Origin of the sequence: Actinomadura spongiicola (assembly GCF_003432485.1) — a bacterium.
GTDB classification, from domain to species: domain Bacteria; phylum Actinomycetota; class Actinomycetes; order Streptosporangiales; family Streptosporangiaceae; genus Spirillospora; species Spirillospora spongiicola.
The window spans coordinates 55,292-79,405 of sequence record NZ_QVNQ01000004.1; the positions used below are offsets into that span (position 1 = coordinate 55,292).

26 protein-coding genes are annotated in these 24,114 nt (G+C 71.7%); 15 read left to right on the forward strand and 11 right to left on the reverse strand.

Features of this window, described 5'->3' with window-relative positions; all coding sequences use genetic code 11:
• The 5 genes from D0T12_RS13055 to D0T12_RS13075 all read left to right on the forward strand — a co-directional run bounded on the left by D0T12_RS13055 (nucleotide 1) and on the right by D0T12_RS13075 (nucleotide 4,333).
• Nucleotides 1-1,431 (forward strand): aldehyde dehydrogenase family protein, encoded by a 1,431-nt coding sequence (locus D0T12_RS13055; RefSeq protein ID WP_117399843.1) that lies wholly within the window; start codon nucleotides 1-3, stop codon nucleotides 1,429-1,431.
• A gap of 4 nt (nucleotides 1,432-1,435) precedes the next feature.
• The gene (locus D0T12_RS13060; RefSeq protein ID WP_117399844.1) at nucleotides 1,436-2,290 is read left to right on the forward strand and encodes an aldehyde dehydrogenase family protein; all 855 of its coding nucleotides are present in this window, start codon (nucleotides 1,436-1,438) and stop codon (nucleotides 2,288-2,290) included.
• A gap of 82 nt (nucleotides 2,291-2,372) precedes the next feature.
• On the forward strand, nucleotides 2,373-3,161 hold the full coding sequence (locus D0T12_RS13065) for a hypothetical protein (RefSeq protein WP_117399845.1): 789 nt from the start codon (nucleotides 2,373-2,375) through the stop codon (nucleotides 3,159-3,161).
• Nucleotides 3,162-3,167: 6 nt separating this feature from the next.
• Nucleotides 3,168-3,413: a DUF2630 family protein gene (locus tag D0T12_RS13070; protein ID WP_117399846.1), complete on the forward strand. Its 246-nt coding sequence runs from the start codon at nucleotides 3,168-3,170 to the stop codon at nucleotides 3,411-3,413.
• Entirely contained in the window at nucleotides 3,410-4,333 is a 924-nt protein-coding gene (locus D0T12_RS13075; protein ID WP_117399847.1) for an LLM class flavin-dependent oxidoreductase, read from the forward strand. The genes D0T12_RS13070 and D0T12_RS13075 overlap by 4 nt, the downstream gene beginning before the upstream one ends.
• Before the next feature lie 35 nt (nucleotides 4,334-4,368).
• Here the strand turns inward: D0T12_RS13075 and argS are convergent, their stop codons facing one another.
• The 3 genes from argS to D0T12_RS13090 all read right to left on the reverse strand — a co-directional run bounded on the left by argS (nucleotide 4,369) and on the right by D0T12_RS13090 (nucleotide 7,921).
• Nucleotides 4,369-6,114, reverse strand: coding sequence for an arginine--tRNA ligase (gene argS, locus D0T12_RS13080; protein ID WP_117399848.1), 1,746 nt, complete (start codon nucleotides 6,112-6,114; stop codon nucleotides 4,369-4,371).
• A gap of 166 nt (nucleotides 6,115-6,280) precedes the next feature.
• Nucleotides 6,281-7,390 (reverse strand): phosphate acyltransferase PlsX, encoded by a 1,110-nt coding sequence (plsX, locus tag D0T12_RS13085; protein WP_233526023.1) that lies wholly within the window; start codon nucleotides 7,388-7,390, stop codon nucleotides 6,281-6,283.
• A 111-nt stretch (nucleotides 7,391-7,501) separates the two neighbouring features.
• Nucleotides 7,502-7,921 carry a hypothetical protein gene (locus D0T12_RS13090; RefSeq protein ID WP_117400400.1) on the reverse strand — a complete coding sequence of 140 codons (420 nt, stop codon included), beginning with the start codon at nucleotides 7,919-7,921 and terminating at the stop codon, nucleotides 7,502-7,504.
• Between the two features lie 411 nt (nucleotides 7,922-8,332).
• Between D0T12_RS13090 and D0T12_RS13095 the strand changes: the two genes are divergently transcribed.
• A complete protein-coding gene (locus tag D0T12_RS13095; RefSeq protein ID WP_117399849.1) occupies nucleotides 8,333-9,649 on the forward strand; it encodes a KamA family radical SAM protein in 1,317 nt (438 codons plus the stop codon).
• A 75-nt stretch (nucleotides 9,650-9,724) separates the two neighbouring features.
• On the opposite strand, the gene D0T12_RS13100 is transcribed toward D0T12_RS13095, so the two are convergent.
• The gene (locus D0T12_RS13100; protein ID WP_117399850.1) at nucleotides 9,725-10,507 is read right to left on the reverse strand and encodes a helix-turn-helix transcriptional regulator; all 783 of its coding nucleotides are present in this window, start codon (nucleotides 10,505-10,507) and stop codon (nucleotides 9,725-9,727) included.
• A gap of 60 nt (nucleotides 10,508-10,567) precedes the next feature.
• On the opposite strand from D0T12_RS13100, the gene D0T12_RS13105 reads away from it, so the two are divergent.
• The 5 genes from D0T12_RS13105 to D0T12_RS13125 are packed head-to-tail and all read left to right on the forward strand — an operon-like array spanning nucleotide 10,568 to nucleotide 15,167.
• Nucleotides 10,568-11,575 (forward strand): ABC transporter substrate-binding protein, encoded by a 1,008-nt coding sequence (locus D0T12_RS13105; RefSeq protein ID WP_233526024.1) that lies wholly within the window; start codon nucleotides 10,568-10,570, stop codon nucleotides 11,573-11,575.
• Between the two features lie 2 nt (nucleotides 11,576-11,577).
• Nucleotides 11,578-12,387 carry a siderophore-interacting protein gene (locus D0T12_RS13110; protein ID WP_233526025.1) on the forward strand — a complete coding sequence of 270 codons (810 nt, stop codon included), beginning with the start codon at nucleotides 11,578-11,580 and terminating at the stop codon, nucleotides 12,385-12,387.
• Complete coding sequence (locus tag D0T12_RS13115) at nucleotides 12,377-13,366, forward strand: FecCD family ABC transporter permease (protein WP_233526026.1); 990 nt, start codon at nucleotides 12,377-12,379, stop codon at nucleotides 13,364-13,366. The genes D0T12_RS13110 and D0T12_RS13115 overlap by 11 nt, the downstream gene beginning before the upstream one ends.
• Nucleotides 13,363-14,382: a FecCD family ABC transporter permease gene (locus D0T12_RS13120; protein ID WP_117399853.1), complete on the forward strand. Its 1,020-nt coding sequence runs from the start codon at nucleotides 13,363-13,365 to the stop codon at nucleotides 14,380-14,382. Before D0T12_RS13115 ends, D0T12_RS13120 begins: the two co-directional genes overlap by 4 nt.
• Nucleotides 14,379-15,167 (forward strand): ABC transporter ATP-binding protein, encoded by a 789-nt coding sequence (locus D0T12_RS13125; RefSeq protein ID WP_117399854.1) that lies wholly within the window; start codon nucleotides 14,379-14,381, stop codon nucleotides 15,165-15,167. Before D0T12_RS13120 ends, D0T12_RS13125 begins: the two co-directional genes overlap by 4 nt.
• A gap of 1 nt (nucleotide 15,168) precedes the next feature.
• On the opposite strand, the gene D0T12_RS13130 is transcribed toward D0T12_RS13125, so the two are convergent.
• From D0T12_RS13130 to D0T12_RS13140, 3 genes are all read right to left on the reverse strand, one after another.
• A complete protein-coding gene (locus D0T12_RS13130) occupies nucleotides 15,169-15,675 on the reverse strand; it encodes a YbhB/YbcL family Raf kinase inhibitor-like protein (protein ID WP_117399855.1) in 507 nt (168 codons plus the stop codon).
• A gap of 86 nt (nucleotides 15,676-15,761) precedes the next feature.
• Entirely contained in the window at nucleotides 15,762-16,556 is a 795-nt protein-coding gene (locus D0T12_RS13135; RefSeq protein WP_233526027.1) for an ABC transporter ATP-binding protein, read from the reverse strand.
• On the reverse strand, nucleotides 16,549-17,448 hold the full coding sequence (locus tag D0T12_RS13140; RefSeq protein ID WP_233526028.1) for an ABC transporter permease: 900 nt from the start codon (nucleotides 17,446-17,448) through the stop codon (nucleotides 16,549-16,551). Before D0T12_RS13140 ends, D0T12_RS13135 begins: the two co-directional genes overlap by 8 nt.
• 302 nt (nucleotides 17,449-17,750) lie before the next feature.
• On the opposite strand from D0T12_RS13140, the gene D0T12_RS13145 reads away from it, so the two are divergent.
• The 4 genes from D0T12_RS13145 to D0T12_RS13165 all read left to right on the forward strand — a co-directional run bounded on the left by D0T12_RS13145 (nucleotide 17,751) and on the right by D0T12_RS13165 (nucleotide 21,160).
• Nucleotides 17,751-19,241, forward strand: a complete 1,491-nt coding sequence (locus D0T12_RS13145; protein WP_233526029.1) for a bifunctional phosphatase PAP2/diacylglycerol kinase family protein — start codon at nucleotides 17,751-17,753, stop codon at nucleotides 19,239-19,241.
• Between the two features lie 33 nt (nucleotides 19,242-19,274).
• Entirely contained in the window at nucleotides 19,275-19,511 is a 237-nt protein-coding gene (locus D0T12_RS13150) for a DUF6158 family protein (RefSeq protein WP_117399857.1), read from the forward strand.
• A 240-nt stretch (nucleotides 19,512-19,751) separates the two neighbouring features.
• Nucleotides 19,752-20,594, forward strand: a complete 843-nt coding sequence (locus D0T12_RS13160) for a VanW family protein (RefSeq protein WP_147339491.1) — start codon at nucleotides 19,752-19,754, stop codon at nucleotides 20,592-20,594.
• 35 nt (nucleotides 20,595-20,629) lie between these two features.
• Nucleotides 20,630-21,160, forward strand: a complete 531-nt coding sequence (locus tag D0T12_RS13165; RefSeq protein ID WP_117399860.1) for a YceI family protein — start codon at nucleotides 20,630-20,632, stop codon at nucleotides 21,158-21,160.
• Here D0T12_RS13165 and D0T12_RS13170 read toward each other — a convergent pair.
• From D0T12_RS13170 to D0T12_RS13185, 4 genes are read right to left on the reverse strand one after another with little or no spacing between them, the layout of a single operon-like run.
• Nucleotides 21,108-21,911: a hypothetical protein gene (locus D0T12_RS13170; protein ID WP_117399861.1), complete on the reverse strand. Its 804-nt coding sequence runs from the start codon at nucleotides 21,909-21,911 to the stop codon at nucleotides 21,108-21,110. The genes D0T12_RS13165 and D0T12_RS13170 overlap by 53 nt on opposite strands.
• Complete coding sequence (locus D0T12_RS13175) at nucleotides 21,908-23,029, reverse strand: glycosyltransferase family 4 protein (protein WP_117399862.1); 1,122 nt, start codon at nucleotides 23,027-23,029, stop codon at nucleotides 21,908-21,910. Before D0T12_RS13175 ends, D0T12_RS13170 begins: the two co-directional genes overlap by 4 nt.
• Complete coding sequence (locus tag D0T12_RS13180) at nucleotides 23,029-23,424, reverse strand: hypothetical protein (protein WP_233526030.1); 396 nt, start codon at nucleotides 23,422-23,424, stop codon at nucleotides 23,029-23,031. Before D0T12_RS13180 ends, D0T12_RS13175 begins: the two co-directional genes overlap by 1 nt.
• Nucleotides 23,385-24,110 carry a hypothetical protein gene (locus tag D0T12_RS13185; RefSeq protein WP_117399863.1) on the reverse strand — a complete coding sequence of 242 codons (726 nt, stop codon included), beginning with the start codon at nucleotides 24,108-24,110 and terminating at the stop codon, nucleotides 23,385-23,387. The genes D0T12_RS13180 and D0T12_RS13185 overlap by 40 nt, the downstream gene beginning before the upstream one ends.
• Between the last annotated feature and the right edge of the window lie 4 nt (nucleotides 24,111-24,114).

Here is a 24,114-nt window from a genome sequence, read left to right on the forward strand (position 1 = left end):
ATGGTCTTCGAGTACGCCCCCGCGCCCGAGTCGAGCGCCGTCGTCGACATCCGCGCCTCCTACGGGCTGTTCATCGACGGCGAGTTCGTGGACGGGCACGGCGAACCGTTCAAGTCCATCAACCCGGCCGACGAGAGCGTCCTCGCCGACGTCGCCCGCGCCGACGAGAGCGACGTCGACCGCGCGGTCAAGGCCGCCCGCACCGCCTACGACACGGTGTGGGGCCCGATGCCGGGACGGGAACGCGCCAAGTACCTGTACCGCATCGCGCGTCTCGTCCAGGAACGGTCGCGTGAGCTGGCGGTGCTGGAGTCGATCGACAACGGCAAACCGATCCGCGAGTCGCGGGACGTGGACGTCCCCCTGGTGGCGGCGTGGTTCTTCTACTACGCCGGATGGGCCGACAAGCTCGCCCACGCCGGGTTCGGACCCGACCCGCGACCGGTGGGCGTCGCGGGGCAGGTCATCCCGTGGAACTTCCCGCTGCTCATGCTCGCCTGGAAGATCGCGCCCGCGCTGGCGTGCGGCAACACCGTCGTGCTGAAACCCGCCGAGACCACGCCGCTGACCGCGCTGCTGTTCGCCGACATCTGCCGGCAGGCCGACCTGCCGCCCGGCGTCGTCAACATCGTCACCGGCGCGGGCGACACCGGCCGCGCGCTCGTCGCGCACGACGGGATCGACAAGGTCGCCTTCACCGGGTCCACCGAGGTGGGGCGGGAGATCGCCCGCGTCCTGGCGGGCACCGGCAGGCGGCTCACGCTGGAACTCGGCGGCAAGGCCGCCAACATCGTCTACGAGGACGCCGCCCTCGACCAGGCCGTCGAGGGCATCGTCAACGGCATCTTCTTCAACCAGGGGCACGTGTGCTGCGCCGGGTCGCGGTTGCTCGTCCAGGAATCGGTCGCCGAGGAGGTCCTCGAACGGCTCAAGGCGCGGATGGCGACGCTCCGCGTCGGGGACCCGCTCGACAAGAACACCGACATCGGCGCGATCAACTCCGCCGAGCAGCTCGCCAAGATCCGGGAGCTGTCGGCCGCGGGGGAGGCCGAGGGCGCCACCGCCTGGTCGCCGCCGTGCGAGCTGCCCGCGCGGGGCTTCTGGTTCGCGCCGACCGTGTTCACCGACGTGGCGCAGTCGCACCGGATCGCGCGGGAGGAGATCTTCGGGCCCGTCCTGTCGGTCCTGACGTTCCGGACGCCCGACGAGGCCGTGACCAAGGCCAACAACACCCCGTACGGGCTGTCGGCCGGAATCTGGACCGAGAAGGGCGCCCAGATCCTGTGGACGGCGCAGCGGCTGCGCGCCGGAGTCGTGTGGGCCAACACGTTCAACAAGTTCGACCCGGCGGCCCCGTTCGGCGGCTACAAGGAATCGGGGTTCGGCCGCGAGGGCGGACGCCACGGACTGGAGGGCTACCTCAGTGTCTGACCGGATGCCCGAACGGCTGGCCGTTCGCAAGACCTACAAACTGTTCATCGGCGGCGCGTTCCCCCGATCGGAATCCGGCAGGTCGTACGTGGTCACCGACGCGAAAGGGCGGTTCACGGCCAACGCCTCGCAGGCGTCCCGCAAGGACGCCCGCGACGCCGTCGCCGCCACCCGCAAGGCGTTCCCCGGCTGGTCCGGACGGACCCCCTACAACCGTGGGCAGATCCTGTACCGGATCGCCGAGATGCTGGAGGGCCGCCGCGACCAGTTCGTCGGCGAACTCCGCCGCGCCGGGGCGTCCAAGGGCGACGCCGCGGACGAGGTCGACGCGGCCGTCGACCGGTGGGTCTGGTACGCCGGGTGGGCCGACAAGCTCGCCGCCGTGACGGGCGCCGCGAACCCGGTGTCGGGGCCGTACTTCAACTTCTCCGCACCCGAACCCACCGGCGTCGTCGCCGTCCTCGCGCCCGACTCGCCGCTGCTCGGGCTCGTCTCCGTGGTCGCCCCGGTGATCGTGTCCGGGAACACGTGCGTGGTCGTCGCGTCCGAACCGGCGCCGCTGCCGTCCATCACGCTGGCCGAGGTGCTTGCCACGTCCGACCTTCCCGGCGGGGTCGTCAACGTCCTCACCGGGCGCCGCGCCGAGATCGCGCCGTGGCTCGCCTCCCACATGGACGTCAACGCCCTCGACCTCACCGGAGCCGCCGCCGAGGACGTCCGTGCCCTGGAGAGCGACGCCGCCGGGAACCTCAAGCGCGTTTTTCGCGGCGCCGAGACCGGCTGGACGGCCGACCCCGGAACCGCCCGGATGACGGCGTTCCTGGAGACCAAGACCGTCTGGCATCCCATGGGCGTCTGAGAGGAAATGACGCGCCGTGTGTAGAGCGTCACAAAGTGTGGAATAGATCTCCCCGTATCTGATCATCACGGGGGGGAGATCAGTGCCTACCAAGACGGCGTCACGTACGAAGAGCAGTCCGAAGAGCACGTCGAAGACGACGAGGGGCTCGTCCAAGAGCACGGCGGCCAAGAAGCCGGCCGCCAAGAGCAGCACGGCGCGCAGGACGAGCGCGGCGTCCAGCCGGACGTCCTCGACCGCCGCGACCCGGGTGACCAAGGCCGCGAGCCAGGCCAAGACCGCCGCGACGCAGATGAAGTCGGTCGCGACCAAGGCGTCCTCGTCGGCCAAGGCCATGACGGCCATGACCAAGGCGATGACCAGCGCGACCAAGGCCATGTCCGACGCCGCCAAGGCGATGGACGCGGCCGCCAAGGTCATCACCACCACCGCCAAGAGCACCGGAAGCCGGAGCACGGCGGCGAAGAAGAGCACGTCGTCCCGGTCGGGCACGGCGTCCAAGTCGGGTACGGCGCGAAAGTCGACGTCGGCCGCGTCCAGCCGAACGAAGTCGACGACGACGTCGCGGCGGACGGCCGGGTCCAAGACGTCCGGCACGGCGAAGAAGTCGACCACGGCCAAGAAGACGACCACGGCGAAGCCGCGGACGTCCGCGGCCCGCAAGTCCACCTCGTCGTCGACCCGGACGACCACGAAGGCCAGGTCCGGCACGGCGAAGGGGTCCGCCAGATCCGGGACGTCCCGGACGGCGACCGCGTCGCCCGCGTCGCCCGCCTCGCCCATGGTCGACCCGAAGCCCGGTTCACTCCAGCACTCGACCCGGACCGACGGCGGGTTCCTCAGCGGGCTCACCGCCGGGCGCGAGCGCTGAAAGGCCATGGACGAGAAGGACATCCTGGAGCGCATCAGCGAGTACGTCGGCGAGGAGCAGCGGCTCCGGGAGCGCTACCAGCGCCGCGAACTCGGCCGCGAGGAGGAGCACCGGCGGCTGGAACGGCTGGAGGTCGCACTCGACCAGTGCTGGGACCTGCTGCGCCGCCGCCGGGCCCGGCTGGAGGCCGGTGAGGATCCCGGCGACGAGGACGTCAGGCCGCCCGACGAGGTCGAAGGCTATCTCCAATGACGGGCCGCGGAACGCTGCGGTTCGGGGTCTCCCTCGAACCTGACGCGTCGACCCCGCTGCTCGACATCGCGCGGAACGCCGACCGCTTCGGCCTCGACTTCCTCGGCGTCCGCGACCAGCCGTACCGGCGCGGCACCGCCGACGCCGTCACGGTCCTGGCCGCGGCGCTGACCGCCACCTCCAGGATCCGGGTGCTGCCCGCGGTGGCGTGCCTGCCGCTGCGCCCGCCCGCCGTCCTGGCGAAGGCGATCGCGACGATGGACCGGCTCAGCGGCGGCCGCGTCGAGCTCGGCCTCGGCGCGGGACTGTCCCTGGAGGGCGTCGAGGCGTACGGGGGGACACGACCCGGCGACGGGACCGCGGCGCTGAGCGCCCTGGCGGAGGCCGTGCAGATCATCCGGATGCACTGGAGCGACCAGAACGGGCTCCGGTTCCAGGGCGAGCACCACCGGTTCACGGCGTTGCAGGCGGGCCCGGCCCCGGCACACCCGATCGGCATCTGGCTCGGTGTCACCGGGCCCCGCGGCCTCGCCCTGGCCGGACGCGTCGCCGACGGCTGGATCGCGCCGTCGTCGCTCGTCCCGCCGAACCGGCTCGCCGACGGGCAGCGGCGTCTCGACGCCGCCGCCGCCGAGGCGGGCCGCGACCCCGGCGAGATCCGCCGCGTCTACGTCTGCGAAGGAACGATCGACGGGCGGGAGACCCGCGGCTTCCTCCACGGTCCGCCGCGCCAGTGGGTCTACGAACTGGCCGAACTGGCGATCGGCCACCGCGTCGACACGTTCCTGTTCGGCGGCGCCCCCGAGCAACTGCCCGAGTTCGCGCTGGAGATCGTCCCTGCCGTCCGCGAACACATCACCCGCGAACGCACGCCCGCCCAAGGCGACATGTCCCCACAGGGGACCGTGTCCACCCAGTGACCCTGTCTACCCGGTGACCGTGGGCGGGACGTGGATCACATGCGCTCGGGGGTGGGGACGCCGAGGAGGTCGAGGCCGGTGACGAGTGTGCGCAGTGTCGCCGCGCACAGGGCCAGGCGGGACGCCTTCGTCTCCTCGTCGGGGGCCTTCAGCACCGGGCAGTTCTCGTAGAAGGTCGTGTAGGCGTCCGCGACCGCGTAGACGTAGCTCGCCAGCCGGTGCGGCTCGGCGGTGTCCCCGGCCTGCTGGAGGACCGCGCCGAACCCGAGGAGTTCGAGGGCGAGCGCCCGCTCCGCGGGATGGCCGACAACGATCGGGCCGGTCGCGTCCCGCGGGTCCAGGCCGCCCTTCCGGAAGATCGACCTGATCCGCGCCGTGGCGTACTGGAGGTACGGGCCCGTCTTGCCGTTGAACGAGATCATCCGGTCGAGATCGAAGATGTACTCGCTGTCACGGGCCACCGACAGGTCGGCGTACTTCACCGCGCCCATGCCGACGTCCCGGACGATCTCCGCGCGGGTCGCGTCGTCGAACGGCTCGTCGTGCTGGATCTCGTCGAACACCACCCCGGCCCGCTCGACGGCCTCGTCCAGCAGTTCGGACAGTTTGACGGTCCCGCCCGCCCGGGTCCGCAGCAGCCTGCCGTCGGTGCCGAGGACGTTGCCGATCTGGGCGTGCTCGGCCCGGACGTCGTCGTCCAGCCAACCGGCCATCCGGGCGACGGCGAACACCATCTGGAAGTGCAGCGCCTGCGTCGTGCCGACCACGTAGATCATCCGGTCGACATGCTCGGTGTCGACCCGGTACCGGATCGTCGCGAGGTCGGTCGTGGAGTAGTTGTAGCCGCCGTCGCTCTTGCGGATGATCACGGGGAGGGGCTCGCCCTCGCGTCCGGTGAACCCGGGCGGGAACGCGCACAGCGCCCCCTCGCTGACCACCGCGATGCCCTTGTCCTCCAGTTCCCGGACGGTCGGGCCCAGCAGGTCGTTGTAGAAGCTCTCGCCCTTGATGTCGTCGTCGGTGAGCGTGATGCCGAGCCGCCCGTAGACGTCGTTGAAGTACTGCTTGGACACGTCCACGAGGATGTTCCACAGCCGCAGCGTCTCCGCGTCGCCCGCCTGGAGCGCCACGACCCGCCTGCGCGACCGGTCGGCGAACTCCTCGTCGCCGTCGAACTTCAGCCGTGCGGCCTGGTAGAACGCGGTCAGGTCGCGGACGGACGCGTCGCCCCGCGCGGCGGCGTCCTCACCGAGGTCGAGCAGGTGCTCGATCAGCATCCCGAACGGGGTGCCCCAGTCGCCGACATGGTTGTCGCGGACGACGTCGTGCCCGAGGAACGCCAGGACGCGGGCGATGGCGTCCCCGACGATCGTGGTCCGCAGATGCCCGACGTGCATCTCCTTCGCCACGTTCGGCGAGGAGTACTCCACGACGACCTTCTGCGGCTTGTCGACCTGGGGGACGGCGAGCCGCTCGTCCTCCAGGGCCCGCTGCGCCTCCGCCGCGATCCACGTGTCGCTGAGCGTCAGGTTGATGAAGCCGGGCCCACTGACCTGCACGTCGGACACGACACCGCCGGTGTCGAGGTTCGCGACGATCTCCTCGGCCACCTCTCGTGGCTTGCGGCCCAGCTTCTTGGCCAGCGGCAACGCCACGTTGGCCTGAAGGTCGGCGAACGACGACGGCCGGATGACCGGGTCGGCGTCCGCGTACGACGGTCCGAAGGCGGCGGCCAGCGCGGCCTGGACCCGGGCGGCGAGTACGAGTTGCGGGTCGGACATCCCCCAAGGCTATCGGCTGTGTCTGTTTAATTCCGGGCAGGGCTACTCGCCTGGCGGCTCGCAGCCCTGCCCGTAATCGTGCGAGCGCTGCATCGCTTCGCGATCTGGTCGAGGAGGCTCGCCTTCGGCGTCGCCACCTCGACCAGGTAACGCGCTCGCGCGGTGGCTAAGGCTGTTTCTGAACGGGCCCGAGGTCTCCGAGTGGTTCATCGGTGCTGTCGCGTTCGCCGTGCGTTCTGCGGCCGAACCGGGACGTGCGGGTCAGCGCGACCTGTTCGCGGATCCGTTCCACGATCCGCCCGGCGGCGAGCCGGTGCGCCAGTTCACACGCCGAGGTGATCGCGCGGGCGCGGGAGGCGCCGTGCGCGATCACGATCGTGCCGTTCAGGCCGAGCAGGACGCCGCCGCCGTAGGTGTCGGGGTCGAAGCGGTCCCGCAGGTCCCGCATCCGGCGGCGCTGGAGCAGGGCGCCCATCCGCGCGGCGGTGCCGGTGGTCATCGTCTCCCGGACCTCGCCGAACGCGGTCCGGATCGTGCCCTCCATGGTCTTCAGCGCGATGTTGCCGCTGAAGCCGTCGGTGACGACGACGTCGACGCGGCCGCTCAGCAGGTCGTGGCCCTCGATGTTGCCCGCGAACTCGATGCCGTGGTTGCCGCCGCCGGACAGCAGCTCATGGGCCCGTTTCGTCGCCTTGTTCCCCTTGCCCGGCTCGGCGCCGATGTTGAGGAGGCCGACCGTGGGACGGTCGAGCCCCAGCAGGATCTGCCCGTACGCGGTGCCGAGCGCCGCGAACTGGACCAGACCCTCGGGCTTGACGTCCGCGGTGGCGCCCGCGTCCAGCAGGATCGTCGGACGCGGTCGGGTCGGCAACGTCACCGCGATCGCGGGCCGCATCACGCCCTGCTGGCCCTTCAACCGCAGCCGCGACGTCGCCACGACCCCGGCGGTGCTGCCCGCCGACACCAGCGCCGACGCCCGCCCCTGCTTGATCAGATGGCAGGCGATCGCGATGGACGAGCGGGGCTTGCGCCAGCTGGCCAGCGCGCCCTCGTCCATGTCCAGGGCCTCGTCCGCGTGCACGATCGGGATCTTGCCGACGGCGTCGTAGCGCTCCAACTCCTGGCGGATCCGCGCGGCCTGCCCGACCAGGACGAGCCCGACGCCGTGCTCGCGGGACGCCTCCACCGCGCCCGCGATGATCTCCTCAGGGGCGTGGTCGCCGCCCATCGTGTCGACCGCGATCGGCAGCGGACGGATCGCGCCGGTGCCGGTCATGGCCGCTCCAGAGGGGTGCCGGGGAACAGGGGAGGGAAGGAGGTCGAACGCGGTGCGCCGCGATCACGCAGCTCACCGCATCGTAGGACGTTCCTCCGTCCGCCATGACGACTACCCGTCCTTCGCCCGGCAATCCGCCCCGAGGCACGGCTTGTTCTCCACGACCGGTCGGCCGTCCACGAGAATCGTGTAGTAGCTCTTGCGCGTCTCCTGCTCGCCGCTGCCGAGGACCTCGACGGTCTTCTTGTCGGAGGTCGTGCCGGTGCAGGACACGCGCATCTTCGTCTTCGTCCAGCCGGGCAGGTCCTCGCACTTCAGCGGCGACGCCAGGCTCACGCCGTGTTCGCGCAGCTCGGCCGCCGCCGTCACCGGCAGCGCCGCCCGCAGCGCGGACTGCGTCTTGTACTGGAGCTCCTCGCGGCCGGTCAACAGGAACGCGACCCCGCCGCCCACCAGCACGAGCACGAGCAACCCCGCGGAACCCAGGACCAGGGCCTTTCCGCGCTTCGTGCCGGTGGCCTTGCGGCTCATCTCCACGACCTTGCGACGTATATCCACAACAGAAACGTCACCGTCAGTAGTTGTTTACATGCGACGAGTGACGGCTTTTTCCGTCCCGTATGCGGATTCTTGCCCGTGCGACGTGCGTCCCGGCCATGGCGGGACGGAGCGAGAGTTCTTCCGGAGTCCGGCTCTGGAGAGTCTCCTGACGCAGCAGCCCGCGTGCCGTTGTCGTTGTACTGGTGATGTGACGCCAACGATGATGTCCAGGCGATTCGGCGGGATTGCCGTGACCTGCTTTGCGGTCACCGGGTGGCGGGCATCAATTCGGCATGAACCCGTCTTAACGGGTTGAATGGGGGTGTTCTGAGGAAATCGATCACGGTCCGTGATGACGCACCTCAGGGTGCGCCTCCCGCTGACAGCAAGGAGAACCAACACGTGACACTGGTGAACGACGCGGCACCCGCGGTGCGATCCACCGGTCGCAAGTTCCGCGCCTTCACGGCGAAGCACCTGGACGAGCTCACCGCTCGCGCGGGGCTGTCGCCCGCGCAGCGGCTCGCCACCCGGGCGGTGGCGACGGTTCTGCCGTTCCGGACGAACGCCTACGTCGTCGACGAGCTCATCGACTGGTCGGTCGCGCCCGACGATCCGATGTACCGGCTGGTCTTCCCGCAGGAGGACATGCTTCCGGCCGAGGACGTCGCGCACCTGTCCGACCTCCTGCGCCGCGAGGCCCCCAAGGCGGAGATCGAGGCCGCCGCGCACGCCGTACGGATGAAGCTGAACCCGCATCCCGCCGGTCAGATGGAGCTGAACGTCCCGAGCTTCGGCGACGGCAAGATCCCGGGAATGCAGCACAAGTACGACGAGACCGTTCTCTACTTCCCCAAACAGGGGCAGACCTGTCACGCGTACTGTACGTACTGCTTCCGCTGGGCCCAGTTCGTCGGCGAGGCCGACCTCAAGATGGCCGGGGACGACGTCACCGCCCTGCGGGACTACCTCGTCACGCACCCCGAGGTCACCAGTGTGCTGTTCACCGGTGGCGACGCCATGATCATGGGCGAGCCGGTGCTGCGCCGCTACATCGAGCCGCTGCTCGACCTCGAACAGCTCGAATCCATCCGGATCGGGACGAAGTCACTCGCGTACTGGCCGCAGAAGTTCGTCACCGACCCGGACGCCGACGACATGCTGCGCCTGTTCGAGCAGGTCGTCGAGTCGGGCAAGAACCTGGCGTTCATGGCCCACTTCACGCACCCGCGCGAGCTCGAACCGCTCATGGTCACCGAGGCGTGCCGCCGGATCCGCGACACCGGCGCGGTGATCCGCACCCAGTCCCCGGTCATTCGGACGATCAACGACGACGCCGTGACCTGGGAGACCATGTGGCGCGTCCAGACCCGGATGGGCCTGGTGCCGTACTACCTGTTCGTCGAGCGCGACACCGGACCGCAGGACTACTTCGCCGTGCCGCTCGTCCGCGCGTACGAGATCTTCCGGGACGCCTACCGCAACGTCTCCGGGCTGTCGCGCACCGTCCGGGGGCCGTCCATGTCCGCCACCCCGGGGAAGGTCTGCGTCGACGGCGTCGTGGACCTGCACGGCGAGAAGGCCTTCGCCCTTCACTTCATCCAGTGCCGTGACTCCGACCTGGTCGGCAAGCCGTTCTTCGCGAAGTTCGACCCGGACGCGGTCTGGCTGGACGATCTCGAACCGGCCTTCGCCGATCGATTCCCCTGGCAGAAGTAGCACTCGCCGTCGGCGTGTCCGCCGCCCCCACGAGCGGACACGCCCCACGGGACGCGCCGCGATCGAAACGGCCCGCTACCGGTGGCCGGGCGTGTGACCGTACTCCTTCCGGAACGCGTGGATGAACGCGGACGGACTCGCGTACCCGACCTCGTGGGCGACCGTGCCCACCGGGTGAAAGTCCAGCAGCACCCGGGCGGCGCGCAGCCGCAGCAGGGTCCGCCACCGCGTGTAGGGCATGCCGAATTCTCGGACGAAGTCACGCTGCAACGTCTTGACGCTGACGCGGAGCCGGACGGCCCACTCGTCGAGCCGCGTCGGATCGGCGGGGTCATGGGAGAGGCTGCGTGCCACGGCCAGCGCGAACCCTGTGCCGCCGCCGGTCCCCGCGGCGTGCGGCCCCGAACCGTCCGGCGCGCCGATCCCCGCCAGGATGCGTCGGCGGGCGGTGAGCGCGGTCGCCTCGTCGCAGCCGCGCCGGGCGATCAGCGTGATGAGCCGCGCGGCCTCGTCGTCGACCGGCACCGGCCCGGCGCGGAGGCCGTCCAGCGCGGGCGGCTGCTCCCGCAGGCAGATCCGGTAGACGGTCTGCCGGTCGCCCGCGCGCACCTCGTGGCTCACCGCGCGCCGAGCCCAGAACCCCTCCCCGGCGCCGACGAACCGGACGGACGGCCCGTGCAGTGTCGCGAGCGGCCCGTCCGGGGACCAGTACAACTGATGCAGGAAGTCCTGGCGGCTCTCACCGAACGCGAGCGCGACCGCCGACCGGTACCGGAGCACGAGGATCCCCCCGGGATCGCCGAGGCCGTAACCGAACTCCTCGCAGATCTCCGGATCGTCCACCGGATGGCGCGTCATCGACACAGGGTGTCCTCCCAGCGATATCACCAAGGTTAAGTAAGGCTTACCTTAGTAGCCATGCCTTTTGCCATGACCAGCGCCACCACCAGGGGACTCGCCGCCGTGTGCGCCGCCGCGCTCGTGCTGGCGTCCGCCTGTGGTTCCGGGAACTCCTCGACGGAGTCCGGCTCCGGCGGAACGCGGGTCTTCGCCGCCGACAACGGAAAGATCAAGATTCCGGCCGAGCCGAAGCGGGTCGTCGCGACCGGCTACGCGGTGCCGGTGCTCATCGAGCTCGGCGCCCCGCTGGTCGGGATCTCCACCTGGAAGCGCGGTATCCCGATGATGAGCGCCGAGGACCGCGCCACCTACGAGAAACTGGACAAGGTGGCCGGTGAGTCGGCCGCCGAGACCAACTACGAGGCCGTCGCCAAGGCCGACCCCGACCTCATCGTCATCGGGGTGCCGAAGCCCGTCCTCGGCGACCTCAACATGAAGCGCCTGGAGTCCGTCGCGCCCGTCGTCGTCCTCGGACCCGCGTCACCGTCCGACTGGCGTGACCTCTCCCGCCGCCAGGCCGAGGCCGTGGGAAGCGTCGAGGGTTACGGCAAGGCCAAGGCCGAGTACGAGCGGAAGGCCGCGACGATCGCGGCCAAGTACAAGGGCGCCCTGGCGGGCCTGAAGTTCGGGCACGTCGGCGGCTATGGCAAGGTGGCGTCCGGAACGTTCATGCGCGAGTACGCCCGATCGTGGGGCACGAACGTCGCCGGGGACATCGGCGTCCCCTACTACGGCGAGGTCAAGGAGAAGCGCGGCGGCGGGACCAACGTCTCCGAGTACCCGTCGATCGAGAAGCTCTCCGAGAGCCTGGGGGAGGCCGACGTCATCACCTACACCCTCGAACCGGACGGCACGGTCGGCCCGGCCGTGAAGTACGTCCTCGACTCCGACCTGTGGAAGCGCCTGCCCGCGGTGAAGGCGGGCCGCGCCTACGGGATCCGGTACACGCAGGCGGCGACCTACCCGTCCGCGCTGAAGACGCTCGACGCCCTCGACCAGGCCCTCGCGCCGCTCCTGAAGTCATGAAGATGGACCGCAGCGACCCGCGCGGGCGGGTCGCCGAACACCATCGTTCCGGGACGGGCGTCGCGCGCATCGGCTACCCGATCGAGGTCCGGACGGCCACCGTCGCCCGCCGGGAGCGGCTGACCCCGAACCTGCTGCGGCTCACGCTCGGCGGCCCCGGCCTCGCCGGATTCCACAGCTACCAGTGCGACGACCACATCAAGATCGTGTTCCCGGACGCGGATGGAACGCTTCGTGCCCCCGTTCCGGGCGACGACCTGGAACTCGACTGGCCGCACCCGCTGCCGCCGACGCGCAAGTACACGGTCCGGCGCTACGACGAGAAGGCCCTCGAACTCGACCTCGACTTCGTCCTGCATCCCGGTGGGCTGGCCTCCACCTGGGCGGACGGCGTCCCGGTCGGCGCGGAGGTCACGATCGCCGGGCCGCCCGGCGCCAAGGCGTTCCCGCACAACCACGACCACTACGTGTTCGCGGTCGACGCCACCGCGCTGCCCGCGTTCGCGCGATGGCTGGAGGAGGCCCCGCCCGGCGTCCGCGCCCACGCGGTGATCGAGACCGACGACGCGGCCGACCACGCCTACCCGCTCGCCGTCCGCGACGGGGTCGAGGTCGTGTGGCTCACGCGGCGCGACGGCCGCTCCGCGCTCGCCGACACGGTCCGCGCGCTGCCGCGTCCTGACGGCCGGACGTTCCTGTTCGCCGCGGGCGAGGCCGACGCGATCAAACCGCTGCGCGCCTGGAGCAGGGGCCGCGCCGACGCGTTGTTCACCGGCTACTGGAAACGCGGAGTGGCCGGGCTTGAGGATTGACCTGACCCGGCGGGTCGCGTTCCTCGCGGTGACCGTGCTGGCGCTGGCGGTGCTCGCGGTCGCGAGCGTGTCCGTCGGCGCCCAGGCCGTCCCGCCGGAGGAGATCTGGCGGGTGTTCGCCGGGGGCGCCGGGGCGGAGGCGGAGTCGATCGTCCGCGACATCCGGGGGCCGCGGACGGTCCTCGCCTGCTGCGCCGGCGCGGCCCTGGCGACGGCCGGGACCCTGATCCAGACCATGACCCGCAACCCGCTCGCCGAGCCGGGCGTCCTCGGCGTCACCGCGGGCGCCGCCTTCGCGATCACCCTCGGCACGGTGCTCGGGGTGACCGGGTCGCAGCCGTCCCGGATGGCGCTCGCGGTTGGCGGGGCCGCGCTCGCCTCCGTCGCGGTGTACACGGTCGGCCGGACGTTCCCGCTGCGGCTCGTGCTGGCGGGCTTCGCGCTCACCGCCGTCCTGGCCGGGCTGACGCTCGCGCTGCGCCTGCTGTTCCCCGACGCGCTCGACGAGTACCGGTACTGGCACGTCGGGTCGCTGGCGGGCCGCGAGCAGACGCCGCTGGCGCTGCCGCTCGCGGTGATCGTCGTCGCGCTGGCCGGGGCCGTGCTCGTGACGCGGCCGCTCGGCGGGCTGATGCTCGGCGACAGCGTCGCGCACGCGCTCGGCGCCCGCGTCCGGCGCGTCCGGATCGCCGTGCTCGTGTTGATCACGCTGCTGACCGGCGCGGCCACCGCCGTGGCGGGGCCGATCATCTTCGTGGGGCTGCTCGTCCCGCATCTGGCGCGGCGGCCCGCGGCCGGGTCGGTCGCGTGGCTGATGGCGTACACGATGGTGCTCGGGGCGGTGCTGCTCGTCGCCGCCGACATCGGCTCCCGCGTCCTGCTCCCCACCGGCGAACTGCCCGTCGCCGTCGTCACCGCGTTCCTCGGCGGACCGGCGCTCATCTGGATCGTCCGGCGGCACGGGGCGGTGGCCCTGTGAGCGCGCTGGTCGTCCGTGCGGGCCCGGTGTCGGCGCTGGTGGAGCGGCGGGCGCTGGTCGCCTCCTGCGTCCTCGTCGCCGCCATCGCGGGGCTCGCGCTGGCCGCGCTGTGCCGGGGCGACTCCTGGGACGCGCCGGGCGACGTCCTGCAAGGGCTGCTCGGCCGCGGCGACTCGGCGGTCATCGTCCGGGAGTGGCGGCTGCCGCGCGTCACCGCCGCGATCGTGTTCGGCGCCGCGCTCGGCGCGGCGGGCTCGGTGTTCCAGAACCTCACCCGCAACGCGCTCGGCAGCCCCGACGTCATCGGCCTCGACGCGGGCTCCTACACCGGCGTCCTCATCGCGATCACCCTGTTCGGCGGGACCGCGGCGGGCCTGGCCACCGGCGCGCTGGCGGGCGGGCTCGCCACCGCCGCCGCCGTCTGCGCGCTGGCGCTGCGGTCCGGGGTCAGCGGGCTGCGGCTCGTCGTCGTCGGGATCGCCGTGAACGCCATGCTGACCGCGACGAACTCCTGGATCGTGCTGCGCGCCGACCTGGACGTCGCCATCGCCGCGACCGGCTGGCAGGCGGGCACCCTCAACGGCGTCGAATGGGCGGGCCTGCGGTTCCCGCTCATCGTCATCGGCGCGCTCGCGGTGCTGCTGGCCGCGCTGTCCCAGGGCATGCGGCAGGCGGCGCTCGGCGACGACGTCGCCGCCGCGTCCGGGCTCGGCCTCGGCCGGTTCCGGCTTCTCGCGGTGCTGGCCGGGGTGGGGCTGACCGCGGGCGTCACCGCCGCCGCCGGGCCGATCGTGTTCGTCGGGCTCGTCGCCCCGCAGATCGGCCGCCGGATCGCGGGCGCCGCCGGGGTGCCGCCGCTGCCCGCCGCGCTGACCGGCGCGGCGCTGCTGCTCGCCGCCGACCTCATCGCCCAGACCGTCCTGTCGCCCGTCCAGCTCCCGGTCGGCGCCGTGACGACGGTGCTCGGCGGAGGTTACCTCTGCCTGCTGCTCTTCAAGGAGGTCGAACGGGGATGAAGGGACGGCTCACCGCCCGGGACGCCACCCTCCGCTACGGCGACCGGGTCGTGTCGGCGGACCTGGACCTCGACGTCCCGGACGGCGCGTTCACCGCCATCGTCGGTGCCAACGCGTGCGGCAAGTCGACGTTGCTGCGCTCGTTCGCCCGGCTGCTCGCGCCGTCGTCCGGGCATATCGCCTTCGACGGACGGGACGTGCGGGACTACCGTCCGAAGACCATCGCCCGGGAGATGGCGTTCCTGCCGCAGGGCCTCGTCGCGCCGGAGAACATGGTCGTCCGGCAGCTCGTCGCCCGCGGCCGCTACCCGCACCAGACGCTGCTGTCGACCTGGTCGGCGGACGACGAGCGCGCCGTCACCGCCGCGATGACCGCCGCGGGCGTCACCGACCTGGCGGAGCGGCGCATGGAGAACCTCTCCGGCGGACAGCGGCAGCGGGTGTGGATCGCGATGGTGCTGGCCCAGGAGACGCCCTACCTGCTGCTGGACGAGCCCACCACGTTCCTCGACATCACGCACCAGTACCAGCTTCTCGCGCTGCTGGCCCGGCTGCGCGACGACGGCCGGACGATCATCGCGGTGCTGCACGACGTCAACCAGGCGTGCCGGTTCGCCGACCACATCGTCGCCATGCGCGACGGCCGGGTCGTCGCGGCGGGCGCGCCCGCCGACATCGTCGACGCCGCCCTGATCAAGGAGGTGTTCGACCTGTCCTGCGTGATCACGCCCGACCCGGTCACCGGCACCCCGATGATCGTCCCGACCGGGGAGTACGCGGGATAGCTCAGGTCCCGTAGGTCCCGATGATCGTGGCGCGGGCGAGGGTGTGGGCGGTGATGTTGAAGCCCACGGCGGCCGGGGGCGTGTCGGGCCCGACGCCGAGCGACTCCACGTCCAGCGCGTGGACGGTGAACACGTAGCGGTGCGGGTCGCCGGGCGGCGGGGCGGCCCCGCCGAACGCCTTCGTGCCGAAGTCGTTGCGGGCGTGCACGCCGACCTTGGCGTCCTCGGATCCGGCGCCGGTGGGCAGCTCCGTCACGTCCGCCGGGATGTCGAACAGCGACCAGTGCCAGAAGCCGCTGCCGGTCGGCGCGTCCGGGTCGAAGCACGTCACCGCGAAGCTCTTCGTCCCGGCGGGGAAGCCCGACCAGCGCAGGTGGGGGGACTCGTTGCCGCCGTCGTACACCTGCCCGTCCGCGAGACGCTCACCATCGGTGACGTCGTCGCTCGTCACGGTGAACGACGGGACCTCGGGCAGAAAGTCGTGCGGAAGCGGCGGCCTACCGGCCATGGTGCCCTCCTCAAGGAGACTCGATGAGAAACGTGCGCGTGTCCCCTCATCTTTATCAGGGGCGCCTCAGGGCACGGCGGCTTCGGTCACTTCCCCGTCGCCTCGACGTAGGCGGCGACGACCTCCTCGGGGTCGCCGTCCATGTGCATCCGGCCGTCGTCGATCCAGATGACGCGGTCGCACATCTCCTTGATCGTGTCGAGTTGGTGGGCGACGAGGAACACCGCGCCCGCCTCCTTGCGCAGCTCGTCGATCCGGCGCTTGCTCTTGGTCCGGAACTTGGCGTCACCGGTGGCGAGGGCCTCGTCGATCAGCAGTACGTCATGGGTCTTGGCCGCCGCGATCGCGAACCGGAGCCGGGCGCCCATGCCGGACGAGTACGTCCGCATCGGGTACTGGATGAAGCCTTCCTTGAGCCCGGCGAAGTCGACGATCTGCTGGTACCGGGACTTGGTGTCCGCAGGGGACATGCCCATCGCGAGGCAGCCGAGGACGATGTTGCGCTCGCCGGTGAGGTCCTTCATCAGGGCCGCGTTCACGCCGAGCAGGGACGGCTGCCCGTCGGTGTAGACGCCGCCGCTGTGCGGGGGCAGCAGCCCGGCGATGGCCTTCAGCAGCGTCGACTTGCCGGAGCCGTTGGTGCCGATGATGCCGACGGCCTCGCCCCGGTAGACGACGAACGACAGGCCCTTGATCGCGTGGACCTCCGTCATCGACGGACGGTGCTGGCGGCGCACCACCCGCGCGAAGGCCGAGGCCGCATTGCCCTTGCCGCCCGCGCCGTACACCCGGTAGACGATGTGCAGATCGTCCACGACGACGATCGGCTCCCGGCTCGGGTCGATCTCCACGTTGTTCCCGCGCACCTTCGTCTCAGCCACGGCCGTACCGCTCCTCGGCTTTGTAGAAGTACAGGAACCCGCCGACGAGCATCACCACGGACCAGATCCCGGCGGTCAGCCACAACTGTCCCACGTCCATGGGGTACTTGCGCTCGATGTACTCGCGGTAGTCGCTGAGCAGCACGTGCCTGCTCAGCTCCAGGTACACGTACGCGGGGTTGAGCTGGAGCAGTTCGCCGAGGAGGGGGTACTGGGAGAGCTTGGAGCCCTTCTCCATCAACGACGGCAGGCTGAAGATCACGCCGGACGCGTAGAGCCACGTGCGCATGACGAACGGCAGCAGCTGCGTGATGTCGCGGTTGAACGCGCCGATCCGGGCCATGACCATGCTGATGCCCACGTTGAACATGAGCTGGAGCATCACCACGGGCACGAACAACAGCAGGTACAGGCTGAGCGGCTCGCCGTAGGCGAACACGATCGCGAACAGGACGCCCAGCGACAGCAGCAACTGCTGGAGCTCGACGACGGCGATCGCGAGCGGCAGCGTGGCCCGCGGGAAGTGCAGCGCCCTGATCAGCGACAGGTTGTCGCCGACGGACTTGGCGCCCGAGGTGACCGACCGCTGCGTGAAACCGAACAGGAAGACGCCGGTCACCAGGAACGGGATGAAGTCCGGCAGCCCGCGGCTGAGGCCGAGCAGCAACCCGAAGATCAGGTAGTAGACCGCCGCGTTCAGCAACGGCGTGAGGACCTGCCAGACCTGGCCGAGCCGCGAGTCGCTGTACAGCGAGATGTTCTTCGCGGACGCGAACGCCCAGATGAAGTTCCGGCGTGCCCACACGCTCTGGAGGTACTTGCCGAGCGGGGGGCGCGCGGCGCTCTGCCTCAGCCCGTGGCGGGCGGCGTAGTCGGCCAGCTTCTCGTTCACGTGAGGAGGCTCCGCGATCGTTCCGACCGACTCACCACCCGGGGAACCGAGCCGTTCCGGGTGACTCATGCCGCGAAGCCTATTGCAGTCGCCGAGTCCGGAGTGACGTACACCCTCATGTGACCCCTGATTTGAGATCTTTGCGGAATCATGTCGGCGTCCCTGGGGATACCCGGGGCATGCGCGTCAACCATTCACGGCGGCCCCAAGCGGGTGGTGCCGCGCCGAGACGGTCCGTCCCACCACGCCGTCACCGGAGGTCACCGGAGCCCCGTCGCGGTCTGCTGCGCAGGCTCGGACGGGTGGACCGGTGGGCGTTCGACCAGGTGGCGGCGGCACGGCTGCGCGGGCTGGAGTACGTCCTGCCGAGGCTGTCGAGGTTCGCCGACCACGGCGTCCTGTGGTTCACGACCGCGGGTGTGCTGGGCGCCACCGGACGGGCCCGGCTGCGGCGGGCCGCGCTTCGCGGCTCCATCGCGATCGCGGTGGCGAGCCCGGCGGTGAACCTGCTCGGCAAGCAGGCGTTCCGCCGCAAGCGACCGGTCGTCGACCTGGTGCCGCCGATCCGGATCCGGTGGAAGCTGCCGACGTCGCACGCGTTCCCGTCCGGGCACTCGGCGTCGGCGGCCGCGTTCGCGACCGGCGTCGCGCTGGAGGCGCCGCGTCCGGTGGCCGTGCCGGTCGCGGCGACGGCGGCGGCGGTCGCGTTCGCCCGCGTCTACACCGGCGCGCACTACCCGGGCGACGTGCTGGCCGGCGTCGGGATCGGCGCGCTGGCCGCGCTCGGCACGCGCGTGGTGTGGCCCGCTCGCCCCCCGGTGGCCCGCGTGACCCGGAGCGAGGACGCGAAGGACCTGGTCAGCGAGGACGGCGACGGGCTGGTCGTCGTCGTCAACCCCGAAGCGGGCGGTGTCGGAGGCGCGACCGCGGCGATCCTGCCGGGCCGTCCGGAATTGGCGGTCGAGCTGGTCCGGCGGGAGTTGCCCGCGGCGGAGATCGTCCGGCTCGGCCCGGACGAGGACGTCGACAAGGTGTTCGGCCAGGCCGCGGAACGGGCCTCGGTGCTCGCGGTCATCGGCGGGGACGGCACGGTGAACGCGGGTGCGCGCGCCGCGCTGAGGCACGATGTGCCGCTGCTCGTCGTCCCCAGCGGGACGTTCGACCATTTCGCCCGCGCGCTCGGCGTGGAGTCGGCGGCGCAGGCGGTCGCCGCGTACCGGGACGGGCGCCTCGGCCGCGTGGACGTGGCATATATCACACCCGCCAACGGTGCGGCGGCGGGCGAGGAGGAGCAGCTGTTCCTCAACACGGCGAGCTTCGGCGCCTACGCCGAACTGGTCGACCGGCGAGCCCGGCTGGAGAAGCGGCTCGGGAAGTGGCCGGCGCTCGCGATCGCCGCCGTCCGCACGCTGCGGCACTCCGAACCGGTCGAGGTGACCGTGGACGGCCGGGACCGCCGCGTGTGGCTGGCGTTCGTCGGGAACTGCGTGTACGGCTCGCGCGGCGCCGCCCCCACCTGGCGCGAGCGGCTCGACGACGGGCGGCTCGACATCCGGATGGTCGCGACCGGGCGCCGCGTCCCCCGCGTCCGCGCGACCGCCGCCGTCATGGCCGGGCATCTGCACATCACCCCCGGATTCCGCGCGTGGCGGGCCTCCGGGCTGGAGGTGGCGTCCCGGTCGGGCGGGCTCCGGATCGCCCGGGACGGTGAGGTGTCGCCGTCGCCGGGGCCGGTGCGGTTCGGCAAGCACGCCCGCGCCCTCGCGGTGTTCACGCCGGTCGGCTCCGGGTAGGGGACGAGGCGCCCGCGGAGGAGGAGGCAGTACATGACGACCGATGACACCGAACTGGGGGTCGACCCCGGCGACCTCACCGACGACGACCTGTTCCGTGAGCTCGCGCAGTTGTACGCGACGCGGATGGACGCCCTCAGGCACGCCGCCGACCAGGCGTACGGGGAGCACACGCGCCGGATGAACCAGTTGGAGGCCGAGTATCTCCGGAGGTGGCCGGGCCGCGAGATCGACCCCGAGCGGCTGCGTGAGGGCGCCCGGGCCCGCTGACGGGCCTGGATTCGCTGTTGTCCGGGTGTTGTTCGCGCAAAGACCCGGGCGTGGCGGGTCAGGCCGGGGGAGGGTTCGTTGCGGGATCCCCGCCCAGGGGACCCGCGGGGGGTGTGGAGTTCCGTGAGGCGGACCCGGACCGGCGGGGGGAGACCCGGCCGGAGGAGGCCCGGTGGCGCGAGGGCCCATGACGAGAGAGCCGGTGGCGGGAAAGGACGGTGCCATGCGCGGCAGCCGGAGTTGCGCGACTGCGTCCGGCAGTGGTGGCCGTTCGTCGCGGGCGCGCTGGCGACGACCGGGCTTCTGCTGGGTGCTTACCTGGGGCTCGCGCGGGGGTCCGGCGCGTCCGCGACGCAGGCCGCCCGTGAGCAGGTGCCGCGCGACGACGCCTTACCGGTGAAGGCGGTCCCCGACCGGGGAACACGCGCGAAGCCGATGAGCGGTTACACGACCTGGTTCGAGCCCGGTGAACCCCGGGTGCGCAACATCGCGCTCGCCACCGAGATCCTGGACGGCCACGTCGTCGCTCCGGGCACGACCTTCTCGTTCAACGATGTCGTCGGCCCGCGCACCGAGAGCCGGGGCTACGTGCCCGCGCCCGCCATCATGGGGTCGCGGCTGGTGAACGATGTGGGCGGCGGCGTGTGCCAGGTGTCGTCGACGCTGTTCAACGCGGTCTTCCGTGCGGGTCTGGACATCCGGAAGGCTCGTGCGCACTCGATGTACATGCCGGAGTACCCGGAAGGGCGAGAGGCGGCCGTGTCGTACCCCGGCCTGGACTTCACCTGGCGGAACGACACGAACCGTCCCGTGCGCATCGAGGCCGTGCTCACCGCGTCGTCGCTGACGGTGAACCTGTGGGGCGAACGCCGATACCGGGTTCTGTCCAGGTCGTCCGAGCGGTACGGATTCACGCCGTTCAGCACGGGTTCCGGACGCGGGTGGGACTGCGTGCCCACCCGGGGACGCAACGGATTCGAGATCGACGTGTGGCGGACGCTGCTGAGCGACGGTCGCCAGGTCCGCCGGGAGAAGTTCCACACCGAGTACCGTCCACAGCCCAGGGTGACCTGCCTGGAGTGACGCGTTCTTGGTGGGACGCGTGTCATGGTGAACAGATGGCAGTTCGAGAAGGAACGTACGAGCTGGGACCGGACAACGGCCGCCTGCTGGTCAAGACGGGCCGCAGCGGGCTCGGACGGCGGGCGGGCCATGACCTGATCATCGAGGCCACACGCTGGTCGGCGACGGTCGAGGCCCGCGAACCGCTGGACGCCTCGTCGGTCGAGGTGGTCGTCCCGCTGGACGGGCTGGAGGTCCGCTCGGGCACCGGCGGCGTCAAGCCGCTGACCGACCAGGACCGCGCGGAGATCAAGAAGGCCCTGGGCAAGGTCCTGGAGACCCGGCGAGACCCGGAGATCACGTTCACGTCGACGAGCGTCGGCACGGACGCCATCGAGGGCGACCTGACCATCATGGGCCGGGTGAAACCGGTCCGGGTGACGGCCGCCCTGGAGGGCGACGTGGTGCGCGGCTCCGCCACCGTGACGCAGAGCCGATGGGGCATCAAGCCGTATTCGGCGTTCTTCGGGGCCCTCAGGCTCGCCGACGACGTCGAGGTGGAGTTCGAGGTGACGCTTCCCGCCTAGCGCGGGACGCGCGGGCGAACTGGTCGTCGAGGCTGCGCGGAAACGGCAACATATGGTGCATGTCTCGCCACTGAGCGTACTGGCGGACGGCGTTGAACCCGGCCGCGGTGACGATGCGTTCGACGTTCGGGCCCGGCGGGCAGGCCGGGTAGGCGTCCAGGTGCGCGACTCCCGGTGGCAGGCCGTCCGGCCTCCGCGGCGACACCAGCGTCATCGGGGGCCGGACGCCCTCGACGGACGCCATGTCCCGCGCGTAGGCGACGAGTTCGAGCGTCTCCGCGTCGGGCCCGCTGTGGACGATGAGCCAGCCGTCCACGTCGAGCGGCTCCACCGGTGGATCGACGAGCGTCAGCGGGACGACCTCATCGGAAACCGCGCCCAGGTAGGCGTGGTGCGCGGGGTCCAGGGGTTCGAGGACGAACGTGCGGTCGAAACGCGGCGGGTCGGCGGGAAGCAGCGGCCGGTAGGCCTCCCAGCGCAGCGACCGCGCCAGATGGGTGACCCGCGCTCCCGGCGGGACGCTCGTCAGCTCGCCCCTCAGTCCGGCGGGGAAGGCGTCGACGATCACCTCGTCGGCGTCCACGCCGTCGAGGGACGGCACGACGCGCCAGCCGCCCGTGACGCGCGGATCGGCCGCGAACGGGGAGGTCGTCGCCACGGTGACGGGACCGTCCCGGCGCAGCGTGTGCAGGACGGAGCGCAGGCGCGTCAGATGCCCGAGCCCGTCCCCGGCCGCGTAGCAGGCGATCAACGGACCGCGTCGAGGACGGCGAGGTACCCGGCGGTCTCCGCGGCCGGGGTGAAGTCGCGCCGGATCCGCTCCGCCGCGTCGGTGCCGAGCCGCGCGAGTTCCGCGTCGTCCGCCCGCGCGGCCCGGTCGATCGCCGCGCGGCAGGCGTGCGCGTCGCCCGCCCGGAACACGAAGCCGATCTCGTCGTCGGCGACGTCCGCGAGCCCGCCTCCGTCCGAGGCGATCAGCGGCACGCCGAGCGCCGCCGCCTCCAGCGCCACGTTCGGCATCCCGTCGTAGAACGACGGCAGGGCGACCAGGTCGCAGCTCGCGTACACGGCGGGAAGCTCGTAGCGGTCGAGGAACGGCAGGAACGAGTGCGGCACGGAGTCCTCGCGGGCGCCGAGCCACTCCGTCACGGACTCCTCGACCTCGCCGACCAGCAGCAGATGGAACGTCTCGGCGTGCCCGGACGCGGCCAGCGCGTCCAGGAAGAACCCGACGCCCTTCTTGACCTTGAGCTGCCCGATGAGCCCGATCGTGCGACGCCCTTCACGGACGTGCTCGTCCCGCCACGCCAGACCCCGTTTCCGCTCGGACGGCAGGATCCGCCAGTGCGCGGTGTCGACGCTGTTCGCGACGAACGTCACCGCCGCGCCCGGCGCGAGCGCGGTCACCAGCGGAATGTGCGAGCGGGCGACGACGCACACGCGGGCCGAGGCGCGCAGCGCGTCCGCCAGCACGCCGCGCCGCCGCATCGAGAACACGCCGACGTCGATGTCGTTGCCGCGCAGCAGCGTGACCAGCGGAGCGTCCAGCAGCGCGGACAGGACGGGCGCGGCGAGCAGCGCGTACACGCCGCCGAACGCGACGACGTGGTCGTAGCCGGTGAGGTCCTCGGCGGTGAGGGTCGTCCACAGCCGCCGCAGCGCGTTCTCGGTGTCGTCGCCGAGCGGCGCCGTGACGAGCCGCCCGCCGTGCTCGCGCGTGACGCCCCACGGCTGGGCACGGCGCGTCAGGTGCGCCACGTCGACCTCGACCCCCGCGCCGCGCAGCCCCCGGACGATCCGGTCGCACGACTGGGACATGCCGCCCCGGCTCGGCGGATAGTGCTCGGTGATCCACAGGACGCGGCGCATCAACTGTCCACGAATCCCGTGTCGTCGTCCGGCCCCCAGTCGCCGCCGTGCGCGTAGTCGTCGCCCGGGTCGAACGCCCCACGGTCGTACTCGTCGAACGACGCGTACCAGGTCGCGTCGGCGTAGGCGTGGGAGCTGCTCTGGTAGTAGTGGCGGCGGTATCCGGCCGTCCACGACGGCTCGTGCGGGTCGTGCGTCCCGTAGCCCTGCGCGGCCGCGCACTCGGGGCACAGCCCGCCCGGTCCGGCGTGCGCGGCGCAGACGGGACGGACGCACCGCGCGCACGACGCGGCGGCCGCCTGCCCGCAGCGGCCGAGCACGAAGAACCCGGTGGTCACATGGCAGCGGGTCACCGTCACCGGGCCCTCCTCGCCGCCGTGCCCGGCGGCGTCCACCGGAACGGCTCCGTCGACACGTGCAGGATCCGGTCGATCATGGCCTGGTCCTCCAGCGGTCCGGGGAACTTGCCGTTGGCGCGGATCACCATCCGGGCGCCCCGCTTGACCCGCACCCTGATCCAGCGGGGCGGCGGCGCGGCGGGCGGCCGGACGACCGCGTCCTTCGCCAACCGCCGGGTGACCCGCACGATCTGTACCGTCTTCGACTTGCTCTTGAGCTTGACCTTTCCGCGTGCGTTCTTGCGGTACCGGCGATTCCGGATCCGGTCGGTCACGTCGAGCTCGACGACGCTGCCGTCGCGCAGCTCCGCCCGCATCCGCAGCCACGGGTCGACCACGTACCACTGCCGCATCGCCGAGATCGGCGGCCGGGTGGGCACGTGCTGCTCCGGCCCCTTCTTCTCCGGGACGCCGGAACCCCGCATGTCCGCGGCGACCGACAGCACCCCGTCGGGCGGCATGTCGGCGGCGAGGATCCGCAGCATCGGCACCAGGACGCCCGGGACCCGCTTCGGCAACCGCCATCGGCGTCTCCGTACCTCGGCGCCGTGCCGCGCGAGGCTCTGGATCACCGGCTCCCAGTCGTCCCGCCGCAGCGACACCGCGCAGGCGCGGTCCAGGATCAGCGCCCGGTGCAGCGGGTGGAACCGCTCGATGGCGGCCTTCTGCTTACGCCAGAACATCGCG